The 21042-nt window shown below is 56.2% G+C and carries 18 protein-coding genes, 1 pseudogene and 1 riboswitch; of the genes and pseudogenes, 14 read left to right on the plus strand and 5 right to left on the minus strand.

Features of this window, described 5'->3' with window-relative positions:
* From LDK53_RS12020 to yegS, 9 genes are all read left to right on the plus strand, one after another.
* Positions 1-304, plus strand: a 304-nt coding sequence (locus LDK53_RS12020; protein WP_225287292.1) for an efflux RND transporter permease subunit, incomplete at its 5' end; no start/stop codon positions are given.
* Positions 305-3382 (plus strand): multidrug efflux RND transporter permease subunit MdtC, encoded by a 3078-nt coding sequence (mdtC, locus tag LDK53_RS12025; RefSeq protein ID WP_025758710.1) that lies wholly within the window; start codon positions 305-307, stop codon positions 3380-3382. It begins immediately after the preceding gene.
* Positions 3383-4798 carry an MFS transporter gene (locus LDK53_RS12030; protein WP_225287293.1) on the plus strand — a complete coding sequence of 472 codons (1416 nt, stop codon included), beginning with the start codon at positions 3383-3385 and terminating at the stop codon, positions 4796-4798.
* Positions 4795-6198, plus strand: a complete 1404-nt coding sequence (baeS, locus tag LDK53_RS12035; protein WP_025758708.1) for a two-component system sensor histidine kinase BaeS — start codon at positions 4795-4797, stop codon at positions 6196-6198. Before LDK53_RS12030 ends, baeS begins: the two co-directional genes overlap by 4 nt.
* Positions 6195-6917, plus strand: a complete 723-nt coding sequence (gene baeR, locus LDK53_RS12040; protein WP_025758707.1) for a two-component system response regulator BaeR — start codon at positions 6195-6197, stop codon at positions 6915-6917. The genes baeS and baeR overlap by 4 nt, the downstream gene beginning before the upstream one ends.
* A 137-nt stretch (positions 6918-7054) precedes the next feature.
* Positions 7055-7387: a YegP family protein gene (locus LDK53_RS12045; RefSeq protein ID WP_025758706.1), complete on the plus strand. Its 333-nt coding sequence runs from the start codon at positions 7055-7057 to the stop codon at positions 7385-7387.
* Positions 7388-7541: 154 nt separating this feature from the next.
* The gene (gene yegQ, locus LDK53_RS12050) at positions 7542-8903 is read left to right on the plus strand and encodes a tRNA 5-hydroxyuridine modification protein YegQ (protein ID WP_025758705.1); all 1362 of its coding nucleotides are present in this window, start codon (positions 7542-7544) and stop codon (positions 8901-8903) included.
* Between the two features lie 344 nt (positions 8904-9247).
* Positions 9248-9853, plus strand: coding sequence for a hypothetical protein (locus LDK53_RS12055; RefSeq protein WP_225287294.1), 606 nt, complete (start codon positions 9248-9250; stop codon positions 9851-9853).
* Positions 9854-10014: 161 nt separating this feature from the next.
* Entirely contained in the window at positions 10015-10914 is a 900-nt protein-coding gene (gene yegS / locus LDK53_RS12060; RefSeq protein ID WP_045285609.1) for a lipid kinase YegS, read from the plus strand.
* A 53-nt stretch (positions 10915-10967) separates the two neighbouring features.
* Here yegS and fbaB read toward each other — a convergent pair whose 3' ends face one another.
* Positions 10968-12020 carry a class I fructose-bisphosphate aldolase gene (gene fbaB, locus LDK53_RS12065; protein WP_059387083.1) on the minus strand — a complete coding sequence of 351 codons (1053 nt, stop codon included), beginning with the start codon at positions 12018-12020 and terminating at the stop codon, positions 10968-10970.
* Between the two features lie 248 nt (positions 12021-12268).
* Between fbaB and LDK53_RS12070 the strand changes: the two genes are divergently transcribed.
* From LDK53_RS12070 to LDK53_RS12080, 3 genes are read left to right on the plus strand one after another with little or no spacing between them, the layout of a single operon-like run.
* On the plus strand, positions 12269-13546 hold the full coding sequence (locus LDK53_RS12070; RefSeq protein ID WP_094919095.1) for a nucleoside permease: 1278 nt from the start codon (positions 12269-12271) through the stop codon (positions 13544-13546).
* On the plus strand, positions 13543-14547 hold the full coding sequence (locus tag LDK53_RS12075; RefSeq protein ID WP_025760287.1) for an ADP-ribosylglycohydrolase family protein: 1005 nt from the start codon (positions 13543-13545) through the stop codon (positions 14545-14547). Before LDK53_RS12070 ends, LDK53_RS12075 begins: the two co-directional genes overlap by 4 nt.
* Entirely contained in the window at positions 14544-15497 is a 954-nt protein-coding gene (locus LDK53_RS12080; protein WP_225287295.1) for a PfkB family carbohydrate kinase, read from the plus strand. Before LDK53_RS12075 ends, LDK53_RS12080 begins: the two co-directional genes overlap by 4 nt.
* Here LDK53_RS12080 and LDK53_RS12085 read toward each other — a convergent pair.
* From LDK53_RS12085 to thiM, 3 genes are read right to left on the minus strand one after another with little or no spacing between them, the layout of a single operon-like run.
* Complete coding sequence (locus LDK53_RS12085) at positions 15471-16217, minus strand: GntR family transcriptional regulator (protein WP_025760289.1); 747 nt, start codon at positions 16215-16217, stop codon at positions 15471-15473. The genes LDK53_RS12080 and LDK53_RS12085 overlap by 27 nt on opposite strands.
* Positions 16218-16259: 42 nt before the next feature.
* Positions 16260-17060: a bifunctional hydroxymethylpyrimidine kinase/phosphomethylpyrimidine kinase gene (thiD, locus tag LDK53_RS12090; RefSeq protein WP_094919100.1), complete on the minus strand. Its 801-nt coding sequence runs from the start codon at positions 17058-17060 to the stop codon at positions 16260-16262.
* Positions 17057-17827, minus strand: a complete 771-nt coding sequence (gene thiM, locus LDK53_RS12095; RefSeq protein WP_225287296.1) for a hydroxyethylthiazole kinase — start codon at positions 17825-17827, stop codon at positions 17057-17059. Before thiM ends, thiD begins: the two co-directional genes overlap by 4 nt.
* Positions 17828-17862: 35 nt before the next feature.
* Positions 17863-17960: riboswitch (TPP riboswitch) on the minus strand.
* 229 nt (positions 17961-18189) lie between these two features.
* On the opposite strand from thiM, the pseudogene LDK53_RS12100 reads away from it, so the two are divergent.
* Positions 18190-18996, plus strand: a pseudogene (locus LDK53_RS12100) (DUF4225 domain-containing protein).
* On the opposite strand, the gene LDK53_RS12105 reads toward LDK53_RS12100, so the two are convergent.
* Entirely contained in the window at positions 18993-19307 is a 315-nt protein-coding gene (locus LDK53_RS12105; RefSeq protein ID WP_025760293.1) for a hypothetical protein, read from the minus strand. The pseudogene LDK53_RS12100 and the gene LDK53_RS12105 overlap by 4 nt on opposite strands.
* Before the next feature lie 1001 nt (positions 19308-20308).
* Between LDK53_RS12105 and LDK53_RS12110 the strand changes: the two genes are divergently transcribed.
* On the plus strand, positions 20309-21042 hold a 734-nt coding region (locus LDK53_RS12110; protein ID WP_225287297.1), incomplete at its 3' end, for a hypothetical protein.

Here is a 21042-nt window from a genome sequence, read left to right on the forward strand (position 1 = left end):
CTTCGCTCTGGCCGCCGAGCGCGAGCAGGGCATGTCGCCGCGTGGTGCCATCTTCCAGGCCTGCCTGCTGCGTTTTCGCCCGATCCTGATGACCACGCTGGCGGCCCTGCTGGGGGCGCTGCCGCTGATGCTGAGCACCGGCGTCGGCGCGGAGCTTCGTCGTCCGCTGGGCATTGGCATGGTCGGCGGTCTGCTGGTGAGCCAGGTGCTGACGCTGTTCACCACGCCGGTGATTTATCTGCTGTTTGACCGCCTGGCGCTGTGGACCAAAAGCCGCTTCCCGAAACGTGAAGAGGAGGCATAAGTGAAGTTTTTCGCCCTCTTCATTTATCGCCCGGTGGCGACGATATTAATCTCGCTCGCCATTACGCTGTGCGGCGTGCTGGGCTTCCGGCTGCTGCCGGTAGCGCCACTGCCGCAGGTGGATTTCCCGGTGATCATGGTCAGCGCCTCGCTGCCGGGTGCGTCACCGGAAACCATGGCCTCGTCCGTTGCCACGCCGCTGGAGCGCTCGCTCGGGCGGATCGCGGGGGTCAACGAGATGACCTCCAGCAGCTCGCTCGGCAGTACGCGCATCATTCTGGAGTTCAGCTTCGACCGGGATATCAACGGCGCGGCGCGCGACGTGCAGGCCGCCATCAACGCCGCGCAAAGCCTGCTGCCAAGCGGGATGCCGAGCCGTCCGACCTACCGGAAAGCCAATCCGTCCGACGCGCCGATCATGATCCTGACGCTGACCTCGGACACCTACTCGCAGGGCCAGCTGTACGACTTTGCCTCCACCCAGCTGGCGCAGACAATTTCACAAATTAACGGCGTCGGTGACGTGAGCGTCGGCGGCAGCTCCCTGCCCGCGGTGCGCGTGGGGTTAAACCCGCAGGCGCTGTTTAACCAGGGCGTGTCGCTGGACGACGTGCGCTCCGCCATCAGCAACGCCAACGTGCGCAAACCGCAGGGGGCGATTGAGGACGGAAGCCACCGCTGGCAGATCCACACTAACGACGAGCTGAAAACCGCGGCGGAGTATCAGCCGTTGATCATTCACTACAACAACGGCGCGGCGGTGCGCCTAAGCGACGTCGCCAGCGTCACCGACTCGGTGCAGGACGTGCGCAATGCCGGGATGACCAACGCCAAACCGGCGATTTTGCTGATGATCCGCAAGCTGCCGGAAGCCAACATCATTGAGACGGTGAACAGCATTCGCGCCCGTCTCCCGGAACTGCAGCAGACCATCCCGGCGGCTATCGATCTGCAAATTGCCCAGGATCGCTCCCCGACCATTCGCGCCTCGCTGGAAGAGGTGGAGCAAACGCTGGTGATTTCCGTCGCGCTGGTGATCCTGGTGGTGTTCCTGTTCCTGCGCTCCGGCCGGGCGACGCTTATTCCAGCGGTGGCCGTGCCGGTGTCGCTGATTGGCACCTTTGCCGCCATGTATCTGTGCGGCTTTAGCCTCAACAACCTGTCGCTGATGGCCCTGACGATTGCCACGGGCTTTGTGGTGGATGACGCCATCGTGGTGCTGGAAAATATTTCCCGCCACCTGGAAGCCGGGGTTAAACCGCTGCAGGCTGCCCTGCAGGGGACGCGCGAGGTGGGCTTTACGGTGCTCTCCATGAGCCTGTCGCTGGTGGCGGTGTTCCTGCCGCTGCTGCTGATGGGCGGACTGCCGGGCAGGCTGCTGCGCGAGTTTGCCGTCACCCTCTCCGTCGCCATCGGCATTTCGCTGATTATCTCCTTAACACTCACGCCGATGATGTGCGGCTGGATGCTTAAGCGCAGCAAACCGCACTCGCAACCGCGCCGCAAAGGCTTTGGCCGCGTTCTGCTGGCGATGCAGGAGGGCTACGGAAAATCGCTGAAGTGGGTGCTGAACCATACACGGCTTGTCGGTCTGGTGCTGATCGGCACCATCGTGCTCAACGTCTGGCTCTATATCTCCATCCCGAAAACCTTTTTCCCGGAGCAGGATACCGGCGTGCTGATGGGCGGTATTCAGGCGGATCAGAGCATTTCGTTCCAGGCGATGCGCGGCAAGCTGCAGGACTTTATGAAGATCATTCGTGAAGACAAAGCCGTGGATAACGTCACCGGCTTTACCGGCGGGTCACGCGTGAACAGCGGGATGATGTTTATTACCCTGAAACCGCGCGGCGAGCGCAACGAAACCGCCCAGCAGGTGATTGACCGCCTGCGGGTGAAGCTCGCCAAAGAGCCGGGCGCCAACCTGTTTTTGATGGCCGTTCAGGACATCCGCGTCGGTGGGCGTCAGGCGAACGCCAGCTACCAGTACACGTTGCTTTCTGATGATTTAGCCGCCCTGCGCGAGTGGGAGCCGAAGATCCGCAAGGCGCTGGCCGCCCTGCCCCAACTGGCGGACGTAAACTCCGATCAGCAGGACAACGGCGCCGAGATGGCCCTGACCTACGACCGCGAAACCATGTCGCGTCTGGGCATTAACGTTGAAGCCGCCAACAGCCTGCTGAACAACGCGTTCGGCCAGCGCGAGATTTCCACCATCTACCAGCCAATGAACCAGTATAAGGTGGTGATGGAGGTTGACCCGCGTTACACCCAGGACATCAGCGCCCTGGACAAAATGTTTGTCATCAACAACGACGGCAAGGCGATTCCGCTCTCGTACTTTGCCAGCTGGCAGCCCGCCAACGCGCCGCTGTCGGTGAACCATCAGGGGCTGTCGGCGGCCTCGACCATCTCCTTTAACCTGCCCGCCGGTTCGTCGCTTTCGGAGGCCAGCGATGCGATCAACCGGGCGATGACGCAGCTTGGCGTACCGTCCACCGTGCGCGGCAGCTTTGCTGGCACCGCGCAGGTGTTCCAGGAGACGATGAACTCGCAGGTGATTTTGATTCTTGCCGCCATCGCCACGGTCTATATTGTGCTGGGCGTTCTGTATGAGAGCTACGTGCACCCGCTGACCATCCTCTCGACGCTGCCGTCGGCGGGCGTGGGGGCACTGCTGGCGCTGGAGCTATTCGATGCGCCGTTCAGCCTCATCGCGCTTATCGGGATCATGCTGTTAATCGGTATTGTGAAGAAAAACGCCATCATGATGGTCGACTTCGCCCTGGACGCCCAGCGCAACGGCAACCTGTCGCCGGAAGAGGCCATCTTCCAGGCCTGTCTGCTGCGTTTTCGTCCGATCATGATGACCACCCTGGCGGCGCTGTTTGGTGCGCTGCCGCTGGTGATTTCCGGGGGCGACGGCTCGGAACTGCGCCAGCCGCTGGGGATCACCATTGTCGGCGGGCTGGTGATGAGCCAGCTGCTGACGCTCTACACCACGCCGGTGGTCTATCTTTTCTTTGACCGTCTGCGGCTGCGCGTTGCACGTAAAAACAGAACCACGGTGACCGGGTAAATGACTGAGCTTCCCAGCAGCGTTCGCTGGCAATTATGGATTGTCGCCTTCGGCTTTTTTATGCAGTCGCTGGATACGACTATCGTTAACACCGCCCTCCCCTCCATGGCGAAAAGCCTGGGGGAGAGCCCGCTGCATATGCATATGGTGATTGTCTCCTACGTGCTGACGGTGGCCGTGATGCTGCCTGCCAGCGGCTGGCTGGCCGACAAAGTCGGCGTGCGGAATATCTTCTTCACCGCCATCGTGCTGTTTACCACCGGCTCGCTGTTTTGCGCCCAGGCCAATACCCTCGACCAGTTGGTCATGGCGCGCGTGCTGCAGGGTATCGGTGGGGCGATGATGGTCCCCGTCGGGCGGTTAACGGTGATGAAAATTGTTCCGCGCGAGCAGTACATGGCGGCAATGACCTTTGTCACCCTGCCCGGCCAGGTGGGACCGCTGCTGGGTCCGGCGCTGGGTGGCGTGCTGGTGGAGTATGCCTCCTGGCACTGGATTTTCTTAATCAACCTGCCGGTGGGAATCGTTGGCGCGATTGCCACCCTGGCGCTGATGCCAAACTATAAAATGCAGACGCGGCGCTTTGATTTCTTTGGCTTTATCCTGCTGGCCGCAGGCATGGCAACGCTCACCCTCGCCCTCGACGGGCAAAAAGGGCTGGGGATTTCGTCCCTGACGCTGGGTATCCTGGTCGCCCTCGGCCTCACCGCTGTGTTGGGGTACCTCTGGCACGCCAGAGGAAACGACAAGGCGCTGTTCAGCCTGACGCTGTTTAAAAACCCCACCTACCGTCTTGGCCTGTTCGGCAGCTTTGCCGGACGCGTCGGCAGCGGCATGCTGCCGTTTATGACGCCCGTTTTTCTGCAAATCGGCATGGGCTTTTCACCGTTTCACGCGGGCCTGATGATGATCCCGATGGTGCTCGGCAGCATGGGGATGAAGCGCATCGTGGTGCAGGTCGTCAACCGCTTTGGCTATCGTCACGTGCTGGTGGCCGCCACGCTCGGCCTGGCGCTGGTCAGCCTGCTGTTTATGGCCGTGGCGCTGATGGGCTGGTACTACGTCCTGCCGCTGGTGCTGTTCTGCCAGGGGGTGATCAACTCCATGCGCTTTTCGTCGATGAATACCCTGACGTTGAAAGACCTGCCGGATGAGCTGGCGAGCAGCGGCAACAGCCTGCTGTCGATGGTCATGCAGCTCTCCATGAGCGTCGGCGTGACTATCGCCGGTCTGCTGCTCGGCATGTACGGTCAGCACCACCTCAGCGTCGACACGCCGGTAGCGCATCAGGTCTTTTTATATACGTATCTCAGCATGGCGGTCATTATCGCCCTGCCCGCATTCATCTTCGCCCGAGTGCCGGATGATACCCGCAAGAACGTCGTGATTAGGCGCGGCAAAAGGAGTGGCTCATGAAATTCTGGCGTCCGGGGATTACCGGTAAGCTCTTTCTGGCGATTTTTGCCACCTGTATCGTTCTGCTGATCACCATGCACTGGGCGGTGCGGATCAGCTTTGAGCGCGGGTTTATTGATTACATCAAGCATGGCAATGAACAGCGTTTACAGGGCTTAAGCGATGCGCTGAGTGAACAGTACGCCCAGCACGGCAACTGGCGTTTTCTGCGCAATAACGACCGCTTTATTTTCCAGATCCTGCGTTCGCTGGAGCACGACACCGGTGATGACCGCCCGGGACCGGGCATGCCGCCGCACGGCTGGCGTACCCAGTTCTGGGTGATCGACCAGGAGATGCGCCCTCTGGTTGGCCCGCGCGCGCCAATTCCGCCGGACGGCACCCGCCGGGCGATTAAAGTGAATAACGCCACCGTCGGCTGGGTGATCGCCTCGCCGGTGGAGCGCCTGACGCGCAATACCGACATCAACTTTGACCGCCAGCAGCGCCGGACAAGCTGGCTGATTGTCGCCCTCTCCACCCTGCTCGCCGCGCTCGCCACCTTCCCGCTGGCGCGTGGTCTGCTCGCGCCGGTAAAACGGCTGGTGGAAGGTACGCACAAGCTGGCGGCCGGGGATTTCACTACCCGCGTCGACACCCGCAGCCAGGACGAACTGGGCAAGCTGGCGCAGGACTTTAACCAGCTCGCCAGTACCCTGGAAAAAAACCAGCAGATGCGCCGCGATTTTATGGCCGATATCTCCCACGAGCTGCGCACGCCGCTGGCGGTGCTGCGTGGCGAGCTGGAGGCCATTCAGGACGGCGTACGCCAGTTTACGCCTGAATCGGTGGCCTCCCTGCAGGCGGAAGTGGGCACGCTCACCAAGCTTGTGGATGACCTCCACCAGCTCTCCATGTCCGATGAAGGGGCGCTGGCTTATCAGAAAGCACCCGTCGACGTGATCAACGTGCTTGAAGTCGCCAGCGGCGCGTTCCGGGAACGGTTTGCCAGCCGCAACCTGAAGATTGATCTCTCCCTGCCGGACAGCGCGGTAGTGTTTGGCGACAAAGATCGCCTGATGCAGCTGTTCAACAACCTGCTGGAAAACAGCCTGCGCTATACCGACAGCGGCGGCGGGCTGCATATCTCCGGCAAACAGGAAAACGGACGCTTCGCCCTCACCTTCGCGGATTCCGCCCCCGGCGTGCAGGATGCGCAGCTGGAAAAACTGTTTGAGCGTTTTTATCGCACCGAAGGGTCCCGTAACCGCGCCAGCGGCGGCTCCGGGCTGGGGCTGGCAATTTGCGTTAACATCGTCGAGGCGCATAATGGGACGATCCGCGCCGCCCATTCGCCTTTTGGCGGGGTTAGCATTACAGTAGAGTTACCGCTGGAACGGGAGTTATCGAGAGAAGTATGACCGAGTTACCCATTGACGAAAACACGCCGCGCATTTTGATCGTCGAAGACGAGCCCAAGCTCGGGCAGTTGCTGATCGACTATTTACGTGCGGCCAGCTACGCCCCGTCGCTGATTAGCCACGGCGACCAGGTGCTGCCGTACGTGCGCCAGACGCCGCCGGACCTGATCCTGCTGGATCTGATGCTGCCCGGTACCGATGGCCTGACCCTGTGCCGGGAAATTCGTCGCTTCTCCGACGTGCCGATCGTGATGGTCACCGCCAAAATTGAAGAGATCGACCGCCTGCTGGGGCTCGAAATTGGCGCGGACGATTACATCTGCAAACCTTACAGCCCGCGTGAAGTGGTCGCCCGCGTGAAAACCATTCTGCGCCGCTGTAAACCGCAGCGCGAGCTTCAGGTGCTGGACGCGCAAAGCCCGCTGATTGTGGATGAAAGTCGTTTCCAGGCGAGCTGGCGCAGCAAACTGCTGGACCTCACGCCCGCCGAGTTCCGCCTGCTGAAAACCCTCTCCCACGAGCCGGGGAAAGTCTTCTCCCGTGAGCAGTTGCTGAACCGCCTGTATGACGATTACCGCGTCGTGACCGACCGCACCATCGACAGCCACATCAAAAACCTGCGCCGCAAGCTGGAGGCGCTGGACGCTGAACAGTCATTTATTCGCGCGGTGTATGGCGTGGGGTATCGCTGGGAGGCGGATGCGTGCCGGATAGTGTGACGTTTCACCTCTGAAGCCCGCCCTCTGGCGGGTTTTTTCTTTTCTGGAATCCATCCAGGAATCAACCATACTCTTTTTACCGGTTCGCTTACTTATAACTGGTGCTGATAATTTTTACTTTCGCTCAAGGAGTTCCTATGTCTGGTTGGTTCGAATTAAGTAAAAGCAGTGATGGTCAGTTCAGGTTTGTGCTGAAAGCTGGAAACGGGGAGATCATCCTGACCAGCGAGCTTTACACCAGTAAAAGTGCCGCCGAAAACGGCATTGCTTCCGTACGCACGAACAGCCCGCAGGACGAGCGTTACGAAAAGAAAACAGCCTCGAACGGTAAGTTCCATTTCAATCTCAGGGCGGGTAATCATCAGGTGATTGGCAGCAGCCAGCTTTATGCGACGGAACAATCCCGTGATAAGGGTATCGCCTCCGTCAAAACGAACGGGTCATCTCAGACGGTAAAAGACAATACCTGACAGCAGGACGCGCGCCGGGAGAACGGTGACGCGACCCGGCGCTTTACCTCCCTGCCCCGCAGCGCTACAATGCCCGCCCTTAAAGTGGGGGATCTCCCCTTACCGCTGCACCGTGTGCACGCGGATCTGACCTGTCATCAGAACGAGAACAAACATGTTTAAACCGGAACTCCTTTCCCCGGCGGGAACGCTGCAAAATATGCGTTACGCTTTCGCCTATGGTGCCGACGCTGTCTACGCGGGCCAGCCGCGCTACTCGCTGCGCGTGCGTAACAATGAATTCAACCACGAGAACCTGCAGCTCGGCATCAATGAAGCGCATGCCCTGGGCAAAAAATTCTACGTGGTGGTCAACATCGCGCCGCACAACGCCAAGCTCAAGACCTTCATCCGCGACCTGAAGCCGGTGGTGGAGATGGGGCCGGACGCGCTGATCATGTCGGATCCGGGTTTAATCATGCTGGTTCGGGAGAATTTCCCGGAGATGGATATTCACCTCTCCGTACAGGCTAACGCCGTAAACTGGGCGACGGTGAAATTCTGGAAGCAGATGGGGCTGACCCGCGTCATTCTCTCCCGCGAGCTCTCCCTGGAAGAGATCGAAGAGATCCGCACTCAGGTGCCGGATATGGAAATCGAAATCTTCGTTCACGGCGCGCTGTGCATGGCCTACTCCGGCCGCTGCCTGCTCTCTGGTTACATCAACAAGCGCGACCCGAACCAGGGGACCTGCACCAACGCCTGCCGCTGGGAATATAACGTCCAGGAAGGCAAAGAGGACGACATCGGCAATATCGTCCACAAGCATGAACCTATCCCGGTGACTAACGTTGAGCCTACGCTGGGCATCGGCGCGCCCACCGACAGCGTATTTATGATTGAAGAAGCCAAACGTCCGGGCGAGTACATGACCGCCTTTGAAGATGAGCACGGCACTTACATCATGAACTCAAAAGATCTGCGCGCTGTTGCTCACGTCGAGCGGTTGACCCAGATGGGGGTGCACTCCCTGAAAATCGAAGGCCGCACCAAATCCTATTACTACTGCGCACGCACCGCACAGGTGTACCGCAAAGCCATCGACGATGCCGCCGCCGGTAAACCGTTCGATACCAGCCTGCTGGAGACCCTGGAAGGCCTGGCACATCGCGGCTATACCGAAGGCTTCCTGCGCCGTCATACCCACGACGACTACCAGAACTACGAGCACGGCTACTCCGTATCCGAGCGCCAGCAGTTTGTCGGAGACTTCACCGGCGAGCGTAAAGGCGCGCTGGCGGCCGTAGCGGTGAAAAACAAGTTCACCAAAGGCGACAGCCTGGAGCTGATGACCCCGCAGGGCAACATGAACTTCACGCTGGAGCATCTGGAAAACGGCAAAGGCGAAGCGATTGACGTAGCGCCGGGTGACGGTCATACCGTCTGGCTGCCGGTGCCGGAAGAGGTGGAGCTGAAGTTTGCGCTGCTGATGCGTAATTTCAACGGTGAAAGCACCCGAAACCCACACGGCAAATAGTTAATCGGGGAAATTTTTTCGCGCTGGGATAATTCTTAGAATCGGATCACATACCGCTTCGTTCAATACGGGTATTATCCCCCCGCTGAAAAACATAACCCATAAATGCTAGCTGTACCAGGAACCACCTCCTTAGCCTGCGTAATCTCCCTTACGCGGGCTTATTTTTTTGCACTTTTCAGTCCACTTATTAAGAATCAAATTGCAAAGACCCACCATATGAAGGGTGTTGGGCAGTGCTCTCTCGGGTACAATCCGGAACCCTCAGAATATTACACAATCTGGTAAATACGTTTTTGGTTTGATTCAGTCTTTTTCATATACAGGAAGTCATTGACCCGGACATGATAAAATACATCAAGAAGAGCCTTGCATTAAGTACTCTGATTACACGTCAAATGGCGACTGACGATCTCCTGCGGCTTGAATCATTGAAAGATCGCTTAAAAGGTCAGTTCGGTGTTCCTGTGGGTGTACATATGACAGGCATACCCTTAGCAATAAGTACCTTACTCACTATTTTTTGCTACGCTATGCTACAAGTTTCTGTCTGGATGTTGCTATTTCGCCTGCTCGCCTTACCTGAGTTTAAGGTAATGATGGGGGTATTCCTTGCAGCAGTGGTGTATTGCATAGTTGTGATGAGCACGATGTTTCTAACTGCCAGAGGATCCTTAACGGGATACAAACTGCATATTTCTGTCATTACACTGACTGGCTTGATGAGCATCGTTTACTTTATCTGGACATGGGTTTCGCTTTTATTCAGCTCTGTAGAGAATTACACACCGCAAATAACCTCATTATCAGGATTGGGATTTTTCTGCCTGAATATCGTGTGGATGAATACATCGGTCTTTTACCGTTCAATTGCGCTAACGCTACATAATCGGGTGTGGCGTAAGCAGTTGAAAATAGAGGCAAAGCAAACGGCAGGACTCAAACGTTAAGGGTATGAGTCCTTTGAGGAACCGGCATATAAAAGATAAACGCCATGAAGGGGGATAAATCCCCTTTCCGCAGCCTTATTTTTGCCTTTCATCCTGTTCTTACCCGCTTTTTTTCTCTCTGCTATACACTCTTACTAACGCTAAAAAAGGGAGCAGCGAGGATGGCAACCTATCCAGACAGTTTATTGATTCTCAATGGCAAAAGTGCAGGCAACGATCTGTTGCGCCAGGCAATAACCGAACTACGTGAAGACGGTGCGCGAATTCACGTCCGGGTGACATTCGAAAAAGGTGACGCAGCACGGTACATCGATGAAGGCATTCGACTGGGCGTTAAGACCATCATTTCCGGCGGCGGCGATGGCACCATCAATGAGATCGCCTCTGCACTTATCGACCTGCCCCCGGCAAACCGCCCGGTGATGGGCATTTTACCGCTCGGCACCGCCAATGATTTTGCCACCAGCGCCGGGATCCCTGAGGAGTTAGCGAAGGCGCTCCAGCTGGCCATCCTCGGTAAAGCCACCGCCGTGGACATTGCTCAGGTGAATGACAAAACCTGCTTTATCAATATGGCGACCGGCGGGTTTGGCACCCGCATCACAAGCGAAACGCCGGAAAAACTGAAGGCGGCGCTGGGCGGCGTCTCTTACCTGATCCACGGTCTGATGCGCATGGATACCCTCAAGCCTGACCGCTGCGAAATTCGCGGCGAGGATTTTCAGTGGCAGGGTGACGCGCTGGTGATTGGTATTGGCAATGGCCGTCAGGCAGGCGGCGGGCAGCAGCTGTGCCCGGAGGCGCTGATTAATGACGGTCAGCTACAGCTGCGGATTTTCACGGGCGACGGCCTGCTGCCCGCGCTGTTCACCACGCTGACGCAGCCGGAAGAGAGCCCCAATATCATTGCCGGGAAATCGGCATGGTTTGAAGTGAATGCCCCGCACGGGATGACGTTTAACCTTGACGGGGAACCGCTGAGCGGGACACAGTTCCGCATTGAGGTGTTGCCCGGCGCGCTGCAGTGTCGGTTGCCGCCGGACTGTGCGCTTCTGCGCTAATTGTACTGCCGGGTGGCGGCTACGCCTTACCCGGCCCACATTTCGCCCTCAGGTCAGGCAATCGTCACTTTACTGTCCAGATAAACGTCCTGCACCGCATTGATCAGCTTCACGCCGTCGGCCATCGATTTCTTAAACGCCTTACGGCCCAGGATCAGCCCCATGCCGCCCGCGCGCTTGTTGATAACCGCCGTACGCACCGCGTCTGACAGGTCAGTATCCCCGCCCGCCGCGCCGCCGGAGTTAATCAGCCCGGCACGGCCCATGTAGCAGTTCGCCAGCTGGTAGCGCACAAGGTCTATCGGGTTATCGCTGGTCAGCTTGCTGTACACGCGGTCATCGGTGTAACCGAAGTTCACCGCTTTGTACCCGCCGTTATTCTCGGCCATTTTCTGCTTCACAATATCCGCGCCGATGGTGGCCGCCAGGTGGTTCGCCTGCCCGGTCAGGTCCGCGGACACATGGTAATCCACGCCGTCTTTTTTGAACGCCGGGTTACGCAGGTAAGCCCACAGCACGGTCACCATGCCCAGCTCGTGCGCGCGCTCAAACGCCGCAGAGATCTCTTCAATCTGACGACGGGACTGTTCAGAGCCGAAATAGATCGTCGCCCCGACGGCGACCGCCCCCATATTGAACGCCTGCTCGACGCTGGCGTAGAGGGTTTGATCATACTCGGTGGGGTAGCTGAGCGTTTCATTGTGGTTGAGCTTCACGAGGAACGGAATGCGGTGGGCATAGCGACGCGCGACCGAGGCCAGCACGCCATAGGTGGACGCCACGCAGTTACAGCCCGCTTCAATCGCCAGCTCAACAATATTCTTCGGATCAAAATAGAGCGGATTCGCCGCGAAAGAGGCACCCGCCGAGTGCTCAACGCCCTGGTCTACCGGCAGAATAGAGAGATACCCGGTGCCACCGAGCCGCCCGGTGTTGTAGAGCGTCTGCATGTTTCGCAGCACGGCAGGCGGACGGTTGTTATCGACCATCACGCGGTCGACGTAGTCATGACCAGGGAGATAAAGCTGGTCGGCTGGAATGGTCATACAACGATGCTGTAAAAGGCTGTCGGCGTCTTTGCCAAGCAACTGCGCAATATCAGTCATGTGATACTCCCGTAAGTCCGACGTCGTGTCGGTGTGTGTTTATCCAGTCCCATTATTTCTGGGCAGACTAAGCCTGGTACCGACTTAACAGATTTTCCACCTTTTGCATTTTTTTTCAGCACAATCTGCTGGCTCGATTCGTGTACAACAAAACTGTTACATTGATCAAACAATCACCACAAAGGTATTTAAAAGGTATTATTGAATGGTATGTTAAAGGCGTACCCTCTGACATGCAGGATTAAACAATGAAAACGAAAGTCCAACTGTCATTCATGATGTTTGTTGAATGGTTTATCTGGGGAGCCTGGTTCGTACCGCTGTGGCTGTGGCTGAGCAAAAGCGGGTTTACCGCCGGGGAAATCGGCTGGTCTTACGCCTGTACCGCTATTGCCGCTATCCTCTCACCTATTCTTGTCGGCTCGCTGACCGACCGATTCTTTGCCGCGCAGAAAGTATTGGCGGTGCTGATGTTTGCCGGCGCGATTCTGATGTACTTCGCCGCACAGCAAACCCAGTTCAGCACCTTCTTCCCGCTGCTGCTGGTTTACTCCCTGACCTACATGCCCACCATCGCGCTGACCAACAGTATTGCCTTCGCCAACGTGGACGACGTCGAGGCCGATTTCCCGCGCATCCGCGTGATGGGAACTATCGGCTGGATCGCCTCCGGGCTGGCGTGCGGCTTCCTGCCGCAGATGCTGGGCTACAGCGATATTTCCGATACCAATATTCCATTGCTGATGACCGCGGCCAGCTCCGCCCTGCTCGGCGTGTTTGCCCTGTTCCTGCCGAACACGCCACCGAAAAGTACCGGCAAGCTGGATTTCAAAGTGATGCTGGGGCTGGATGCGCTGATCCTGCTGCGTGACAAAAACTTCCTGGTGTTCTTCTTCTGCTCGTTTCTGTTCGCCATGCCGCTGGCCTTCTACTACATCTTCGCCAACGGCTATCTCACGGAAGTGGGAATGAAAAACGCCACCGGCTGGATGACGCTCGGTCAGTTCTCTGAAATCTTCTTCATGCTGGCACTGCCGTTCTTCACCAAACGCTTTGGTATTAAGAAGGTCTTGCTGCTGGGCTTGATCACCGCCGCTATCCGCTACGGTTTCTTTGTTTACGGCGGCGCAGAGCAGTACTTCACCTATGCCCTGCTGTTCCTCGGCATTCTGCTGCACGGGGTGAGCTACGACTTCTACTACGTTACCGCGTATATCTACGTGGATAAAAAAGCGCCGGTGCATATGCGCACTGCCGCGCAAGGCCTGATTACGCTCTGCTGTCAGGGGTTTGGTAGCCTGCTGGGCTACCGCCTCGGCGGCGTAATGATGGAAAAAATGTTCGCATACAAAGAGCCGGTGAATGGGCTGACCTTCAACTGGGCCGGAATGTGGACATTCGGCGGGATCATGATTGCTGTGATTGCCGTGCTGTTTATGCTGTTTTTCCGCGAATCGGACACTGAGATCACCGCAATTGAGGTGGTGGATGGCGATTCTGCGCTGACACAAGGGGAAGTTAAATGAAACAAGAACGTGTTCTCGGTGCCCTCTATGGGCAGGCGTTAGGGGATGCGATGGGCATGCCGTCGGAGTTGTGGCCGCGAAAGCGCGTCAAAGCGCACTTCGGCTGGATAGACCGCTTCTTACCCGGCCCGGCGGAGAATAACGCGGCCTGCTATTTTAAGCGCGCGGAGTTCACCGACGATACCTCAATGGCGCTGTGCCTGGCGGATGCGATCATTGAGTGCGAAGGGGAAATTAACGCGGATGTTATCGGCAAACATATCTTGCGCTGGGCGCTCGATTTCGACGCCTTTAACAAGAACGTGCTTGGCCCGACATCGAAAATCGCGCTTAACGCTATTCGTGACGGGAAACCGGTCAGCGAGCTGGAAAACAACGGTGTCACCAACGGGGCGGCGATGCGTGCCTCCCCGCTGGGCTGCCTGCTTCCGGCGACGCGGCTGGAACACTTTGTCGCGCAGGTGGCGCTGGCCTCCAGCCCGACCCATAAATCTGACCTCGCCATCGCCGGGGCCGTGGTGATTGCCTGGGCGGTTTCACGCGCCATCGACGGGGAACGCTGGCAGAACATCGTCGATGCCCTGCCGGGTATCGCCCGCTATGCCCAGGAAGCGAAAACCACCACCTTCAGCGCCTCGCTGGCGGCACGTATTGAGCTGGCGCTGAAGACCGTACGGGAAGCCAACGGTATCGACTCCGCCAGCGAGCGGATTTACCAGTTGACTGGTGCGGGAACCAGCACCATTGAGTCCGTTCCGGCGGCCATCGCGATGGTCGAACTGGCAGGAACCGATCCGAACCGCTGCGCGGTGTTATGCGCCAACCTGGGCGGGGACACCGACACCATTGGCGCAATGGCGACGGCCATCTGCGGGGCGCTCCACGGCGTGCAGGCCATTGACCCGGCGCTTAAAGCCGAGCTCGACGCCGTCAATCAGCTTGATTTCGGCCATTACTGCGAAAAACTGCTGCACTACCGGGAGCAAAGGGAGGGGGTATGAGTTCATTTGCCCAACGCCTGGAAACCCTGCACGCCACGCGCCCGGTGACGGTACTGGGCGCGGCGGTGATTGACGTCATCGCCGACGCCTGGGCCCTGCCCTGGCGCGGGTGCGATATCGAGTTAAAACAGCAGGGAGTAAATATTGGCGGCTGCGCGCTGAACACGGCCATCGCCCTGAAGCGGCTCGGCATTTCGGCGCAAAACGCCCTGCCCGTCGGCCACGGCGTGTGGGCGGATATTATTCGTAACGCGATGGCGAAGCAGGATCTGCACAGCGCCGTGGAGGCCGAAACCGGCGACAACGGCTGGTGTCTGGCGCTGGTGGAGCCTGACGGCGAGCGCACCTTTATGTCGTTTAGCGGCGTGGAGAACCAGTGGCAGCAGCGCTGGCTGGATGCGCTTCACGTTCCGCAAAACAGCCTGGTCTATTTGTCCGGCTACCAGCTGGCCTCGCCGTGCGGCGAGCTGCTGACGGGCTGGCTGGAAGGATTACGTGACGTGACGGCGTTTATCGATTTCGGCCCACGCATTGCGGATATCCCTGACGCGCTGATGGCACGGATTATGGCCTGCAGGCCGATCGTCTCGCTGAATCGTCAGGAAGCGGAGATCGCTGCTGAAAGACTGGATGTGGAGGCTGAGAACCTGGGTGAGGCATGGCAGGAGCGCTTCGGCGCCGCGCTGATTGTGCGCCATGATAAAGACGGTGCTACATGGTATGACAGTAACGCCTCAGGTGTTGTTCCGGCGTTTCCCGCCACGGTGGTGGACACCATTGGCGCCGGCGACAGCCATGCGGGCGGTACGCTTGCCGGGCTGGCGGCGGGATGGTCGCTGGCAGACGCGGTGCAGCTCGGCAACGCGGTGGCCGCCTGGGTGGTCAGCCACCGCGGCGGTGATTGCGCCCCGACGCGTGAGGCGCTACTCCTCGCACACAAAGACGTATAGGTCGCTGCGACAGTAGCTGATGCTGTACTCAATCGGCCGGTGCTGCTGGTCAAGCGCGACCTGCTTGATCACCAGCACCGGTATTTTTTCATCCATCTTGATGTGCGCCTGAAACTCGCTGTCCGGCATGCGGGCGCTGACGCGCGAGCGGGTACGCTGCGGGAAAATATTCTGGCTGCGGAAGTAATCGTAGAGCGAAATGCCGATCGCATCCGGGTCGGGGATTAATCCGACCGGCACCCAGGACTCCTCAATCGAGACGGCGTCCTCGTCAACGTAGCGAATACGTTTGAGCAGGAATACCTCGCTCTCAGGGGGGATAGAAAGGTGATTCGCCACCTCTTCCGGACACTTCACCACCCGCTTGTTAACCCACAGCGTATTCGGCTTTTGACCGCGCAGCACCACCTGCTGGGAAAAACCGCGCGCCTCTTTCAGGGAATATTCGAAGATATTGTTAATTTGCGTGCCATAGCCGCGGGCGCGCGTCACCACGCCCTCTTCCTCCAGCGCCTGCATCGCTTTACGCACGGTAATACGCGACACGCCGGTTAACTGACTCAGATCGCGCTCGCCGGGCAAAATATTACCGTGCTCCAGCACCCCGCTGCGCACCGCGTTTTTTACCGTTTCGGCAAACTTCAGGTACAGCGGCGTGTTATCGGGCGCGGCGATCCGTTCATTCAATTGAGCGATTAACCGGGTATGCGCTTGTTCCATCTCTGTTTTTCTCAGGCGTGATGTGTTCTGCCAGTATAAGGCCTACCACCATGCATGAAAATGGTGAACCGGCCCAATACCGTGACCCACTTCCAGAGTATCGGCTTTTGCCAGCGCCGCGGAGAGCCAGGCTTTCGCTTCCTGCACCGTATCGGCCCAGTTTTCATGCCGTGGACGCAGCGCCGCCAGCGCGGCCGAGAGCGTACAGCCCGTGCCATGGGTATTTTTGGTTTGAACGCGCGGGGCGGTGAAACGCACTTCGCCTTCGCGAGTGAAGAGCCAGTCCGGACTTTCCGCGTCATCGAGATGGCCGCCCTTCATCAGTACCGCCCCGCAGCCCATCGCCAGCAGGGCATTCCCCTGCTCTTTCATCTCACGTTCGTTCTGCGCGTGCGGCGCGTCTAACAGCGCGGCAGCTTCAGGCAGATTAGGGGTAATGAGCGCCACCTGCGGCAGCAGCTTTTTGCGCAGCGTCTCCACGGCGGAAGCGGAGAGCAGCGGGTCACCACTTTTTGCCAGCATGACGGTATCCAGCACCACGTTTTGCACCTGATAACGCTTAAGCCGTTCCGCCACCGCTTCAACAATGTCCGTCTCGGCCAGCATGCCGATTTTGGTGGTATCGATGCGCACGTCGCTGAACACCGAATCCAGCTGTGCGGCGACAAAATCGGGCTCGATACGGTAGACCGACTGCACCCCGCGCGTATTTTGCGCCACCAGCGCGGTGATCACCGAGCAGCCGTACGCGCCAAGAGCCGAGAACGTTTTCAGGTCAGCCTGGATACCGGCGCCGCCGCTGGGATCGGTGCCGGCAATGGTCAGGGCGTTAATCCGTTTCATGCCGGTACCTCCAGCGTGTAGAGCGCATCCAGGAACGCGCTGGCAAAACTGCCCGGGCCACGAGAGTGCGCAACGGCAATCGTCCCGGCTCGCTTCATCCAGCCGCAGGCGGCAGCGACGTTATCCAGCCTGTCGCCCGGCAGCGAGCAGCTTGCCGCCACAACGGCAGAGAGTGCGCATCCGGTGCCCACCACGCGCGTCATCAGCGGGTCACCACCCGTGACCGTGCGGGTTCGCTGTCCGTCCGTGATGTAATCCACTTCACCGGTGACGACAACAATGGCGTTGGTCTGGCGGGCCAGCGCCTCGGCAGCTGGCACCGCGCTGGCAGCGGTATCGGTCGTATCAACGCCACGTCCACCCGTGCTCATGCCGGCAAGGGCCAGGATTTCGGAGGCATTGCCGCGAATGGCCGCCGGTTTCAGGGCAAGAATTTGATGGCAAAAACGGGTGCGGAACGCCAGGGCGCCCACCGCCACCGGGTCCAGCGTCCAGGGTTTGCCTGCCGCCACTGCACTTTCAATCGCCCGGCGCATCGACTGGGCGCGCGGTGCGGTTAGCGTGCCAACGTTAATCAGCAGCGCATCGGCCATCCCGGCAAATTGTTCAGCCTCTTCGGCTTCAATCACCATCGCTGGGGATGCGCCAAGCGCCAGCAAAACGTTGGCCGTAAAGGTCTGCACGACATCGTTGGTCATACAATGCGTAAGCGGAGAACGGGTTCGGAAGTGGTGTAAAACGTGTAAATCGAGCAGGTCAGGCTGCATGGTTTCGCTCCTGCCTTGCGTGAAGAAGCGATGACCGGGAAGGCATCTGACTTCCCTACGCTGGCATTATCCAGATCAGGTAATACGGGTATTTCTCAGCCTTCGACGAAGAAGGGCACCCCGAGTCATTTGGTACATTTCTGTTACTTTTTGCCAGATTAGGGGAAGTTGTTTGCTGACGCAAGCCCGCCCTTCCGCTTATCGCTTCTTCACGCTGTACCTCGGTTTGTACCCCACTCTAAATATGAAAAAAGTCGCCATTAAGCTCCTTTGTTACATTAGTCATGATATCAAAGCATATCCTGTTGCCCCTGACCGTATAGAACGTAAAATGACCAGGCACATTCAGGAAAGGAGGCTTTATGGATATCGCGCTGCTCAACAGAGGATGGAACAGAACCTGGTCAGATACCATGGTAAATCTGGAAGCCCGGAAACTCGTCGAAACAGCAAACCGGCTGTCAGCATTCTATTTGCAAGATGGGATAACACGTATCAAGTTTGTCGAAGAGATGAAACAGGTCTTAGAAAAGGAGTTTTAGGCAGCGCGGCGAGCTAAAACAGACGAAGAATGCATTGTATGCATCAAAAATCTGCGTGCTGAAACAGACAATCTGCTTGAACAAGAGCGTCTGTTAAGAACTAAGTCCGCACAGCTTTACGCGAAGGTCGAGTTTGTTAAGGAAAATAATAAAATCGTCGGGTACATGATTTCGGCTGTGAATATCGTTATATCAGGGATAGTTTTCTACGGCGGAATGATCATGATCTCGACGATGACCCCTATTGGCGTCCTCGCTGGCGCAATCTTAGTTGCTGATGGCACTAACGGTATAACCAGAGAAGTGAATACATTATTATCTGAAGGGAAATCTAACTCTGAAGGTGTGGTCGCTGACAAAGTGATTAATACTGCTCAGTTTATGGGATTTAAAGCTGAATCTGGTCTGGCTTTTTATAACGCTCTAACACTAAGCGCAAGCATCTACAGCATTTTTGGATTAGCGCGAAAAGCAGGTGCCTGGCGATTGTTCCGTTGGCTTCCCCACGATTACCACCGTAAAGTCAACACAATGAGCCGCCCCAGGTTAACGATGAAAATAGTAGGCTATGGTATCAAGGCTAAAGTTATTTTTGACCTGCTTTCCACCGAAGCACCGAATCATTAACCCCTGTATTTTCTCCAGAACCGCCAGGATTTGTAAGAAAGGACTGGCGGTTGAACAAAAACAGCAATCAACATTGCTATAGATAAACTGATCCCCGTTGATATGATATATTCTATTTCTTTTGAAATGATTACCCAGAGAAACATTGCTATGAAAGCGTAAAAGATCCAAAGAACGATCCTGAATCGATTAGCCAGATCCTGAATTGCTTCCCCCAGGGTTCCGCCGTAGCTTTCAACGTTGTTTTTTATCTTCTGCAAATCCGAAGGTGTAAACCCTGAACGTAACAACGCCTCATCAGTCACTTTCATATCGTATCGTCCTTTAACTCTCAAAAGTTGTTTCCCCAATCACTGATTGTGCAAGCAATCATACTGATGAGTGTTATCGCAATCCAGCCGAAACTTTCCGCAGACTCTATCCCCCTTTCTTATCGTCTGGGTGGTGTCCAGGCGTTTCGACCATGTAAGGGTTAACGCTCACATGATGTTTGTACAATTTATCAGATTTTAGACAATACACGCCTTGCTGAGTTGCACCAAACCTCGCATTCGACGGTGCGGCGACGACTCCATCAGCCGGAGGCAAATACTATTAAAGCAGGAGCTTATATATCGGTAAATCGCAGAAAACAGCGTAACTGGAGCTTAACCCCAGGTGCCAGAATTTTCGAATTATCACACCTGAAACAGAATAATTGTGAAGAGACTTGAGACCGTAGCACAGCCTGTGAATGGGGGGCGATCATGGCCCCTCTTCTAAACATCTCATTTTTTATAACAATCCTCTTACTCATTTATAGCAATTTATGTTAGATACATTTTAAATTTAATTTTCAACATAAATATTTTTATCGGGCATCCAATGTTACAAGAGTATCCCTGACAAAACTTTCATTCAAAAGAACAGGAATATTCAATAATAAAAGAAGTCGTGAATCCTATAAATTTGAATTAACTATTTTGTCGATTTCTCAGGTCTTTTGGTCAAAACACTTAAGCCATTCTTATTGATTGGTGTTTAATACTTTTTTCACCGCCCCATACCCCATATTAGCTATGCAATTGAATTTATTGACAATTGCATATAAAGCAACGCAGTGAAGCGGATGAACAATTAATGCGATTTATGATTTAGATCAATAACCAAAATTACACATTCAAAGATAGTTACTGCACGTAACGAAATAAGTCACCAAACTAAAACTTTATCGTTAATCGTGAATTAATGCAGATATAACAAGAAGTTGTATCTTCCCGCCAGGATAGCGCCCTTACTTTTTATTAATTATTTAAGTAATGAGAGCTTTTAAATGAGTTTATCTAAATCTGCTGTTGCTATTTTTGTGTTTAGTGCTGTGTCAACTGGTGTAGCTGAAGCTTCTTTAACTGGTGCTGACCTTGCTGCAGCCAACTCTTACTTTAAATCGCATCCAGATATTGTAAAATATGCTCCGTGGATTCGTAACGGCGTGTTAACCGCTAATAGCCTGAAAGATGCTAACTACACTTTATTAAGCAATAGCTATTATGATCAGGCACAAGATAAAGTTATCTATGTAAATCAGATCGGCGGTATCGCTCCACCTGTATCAATGAGCACCTTAACTCCTTCTACACCTGCACAAGTAAAATTAACTAGTAATATACCTGTGGTAACGACTGGTATTACTGCTGTAACTAATACTAAAATAACATTAAACGAGCCAGGAGTAATTTCAACACCAACTAATACTATAAAAGCTGCAAGCATTGTAACGACTACAACTAAGCAGCCTTTGATTATTGAACCATCAAAAGCAATATTAGCCACGCATCTCGACGGCCAGCACATTGAGTCCGGCCAGGCCCCGAAACCGGCTCTGCCGCCGCAGAAAATCCCTGTTGCGCCGCAGCCTGTATTGTTAGCCACGCACCTCGACGGCCAGCACATTGAGCCCGGCCAGGCCCCGAAACCGGCTTTGCCGCCGCAGAAAACCCCTGTTGCGCCGCAGCCTGTATTGTTAGCCACGCACCTCGACGGGCAGCACATTGAGCCCGGCCAGGC

It is taken from the genome of Enterobacter sp. K16B, from assembly GCF_020216105.1.
Classification (GTDB): domain Bacteria; phylum Pseudomonadota; class Gammaproteobacteria; order Enterobacterales; family Enterobacteriaceae; genus Enterobacter; species Enterobacter sichuanensis.

Coding starts and splice junctions, on each gene's coding strand:
- LDK53_RS12030 (WP_225287293.1), top strand. CDS start 3,383: ATGACTGAGCTTCCCAGCAGCGTTCGCTGGCAATTATGGATTGTCGCC.
- baeS (WP_025758708.1), top strand. CDS start 4,795: ATGAAATTCTGGCGTCCGGGGATTACCGGTAAGCTCTTTCTGGCGATT.
- baeR (WP_025758707.1), top strand. CDS start 6,195: ATGACCGAGTTACCCATTGACGAAAACACGCCGCGCATTTTGATCGTC.
- LDK53_RS12045 (WP_025758706.1), top strand. CDS start 7,055: ATGTCTGGTTGGTTCGAATTAAGTAAAAGCAGTGATGGTCAGTTCAGG.
- yegQ (WP_025758705.1), top strand. CDS start 7,542: ATGTTTAAACCGGAACTCCTTTCCCCGGCGGGAACGCTGCAAAATATG.
- LDK53_RS12055 (WP_225287294.1), top strand. CDS start 9,248: ATGATAAAATACATCAAGAAGAGCCTTGCATTAAGTACTCTGATTACA.
- yegS (WP_045285609.1), top strand. CDS start 10,015: ATGGCAACCTATCCAGACAGTTTATTGATTCTCAATGGCAAAAGTGCA.
- fbaB (WP_059387083.1), bottom strand. CDS start 12,020: ATGACTGATATTGCGCAGTTGCTTGGCAAAGACGCCGACAGCCTTTTA.
- LDK53_RS12070 (WP_094919095.1), top strand. CDS start 12,269: ATGAAAACGAAAGTCCAACTGTCATTCATGATGTTTGTTGAATGGTTT.
- LDK53_RS12075 (WP_025760287.1), top strand. CDS start 13,543: ATGAAACAAGAACGTGTTCTCGGTGCCCTCTATGGGCAGGCGTTAGGG.
- LDK53_RS12080 (WP_225287295.1), top strand. CDS start 14,544: ATGAGTTCATTTGCCCAACGCCTGGAAACCCTGCACGCCACGCGCCCG.
- LDK53_RS12085 (WP_025760289.1), bottom strand. CDS start 16,217: ATGGAACAAGCGCATACCCGGTTAATCGCTCAATTGAATGAACGGATC.
- thiD (WP_094919100.1), bottom strand. CDS start 17,060: ATGAAACGGATTAACGCCCTGACCATTGCCGGCACCGATCCCAGCGGC.
- thiM (WP_225287296.1), bottom strand. CDS start 17,827: ATGCAGCCTGACCTGCTCGATTTACACGTTTTACACCACTTCCGAACC.
- LDK53_RS12105 (WP_025760293.1), bottom strand. CDS start 19,307: ATGAAAGTGACTGATGAGGCGTTGTTACGTTCAGGGTTTACACCTTCG.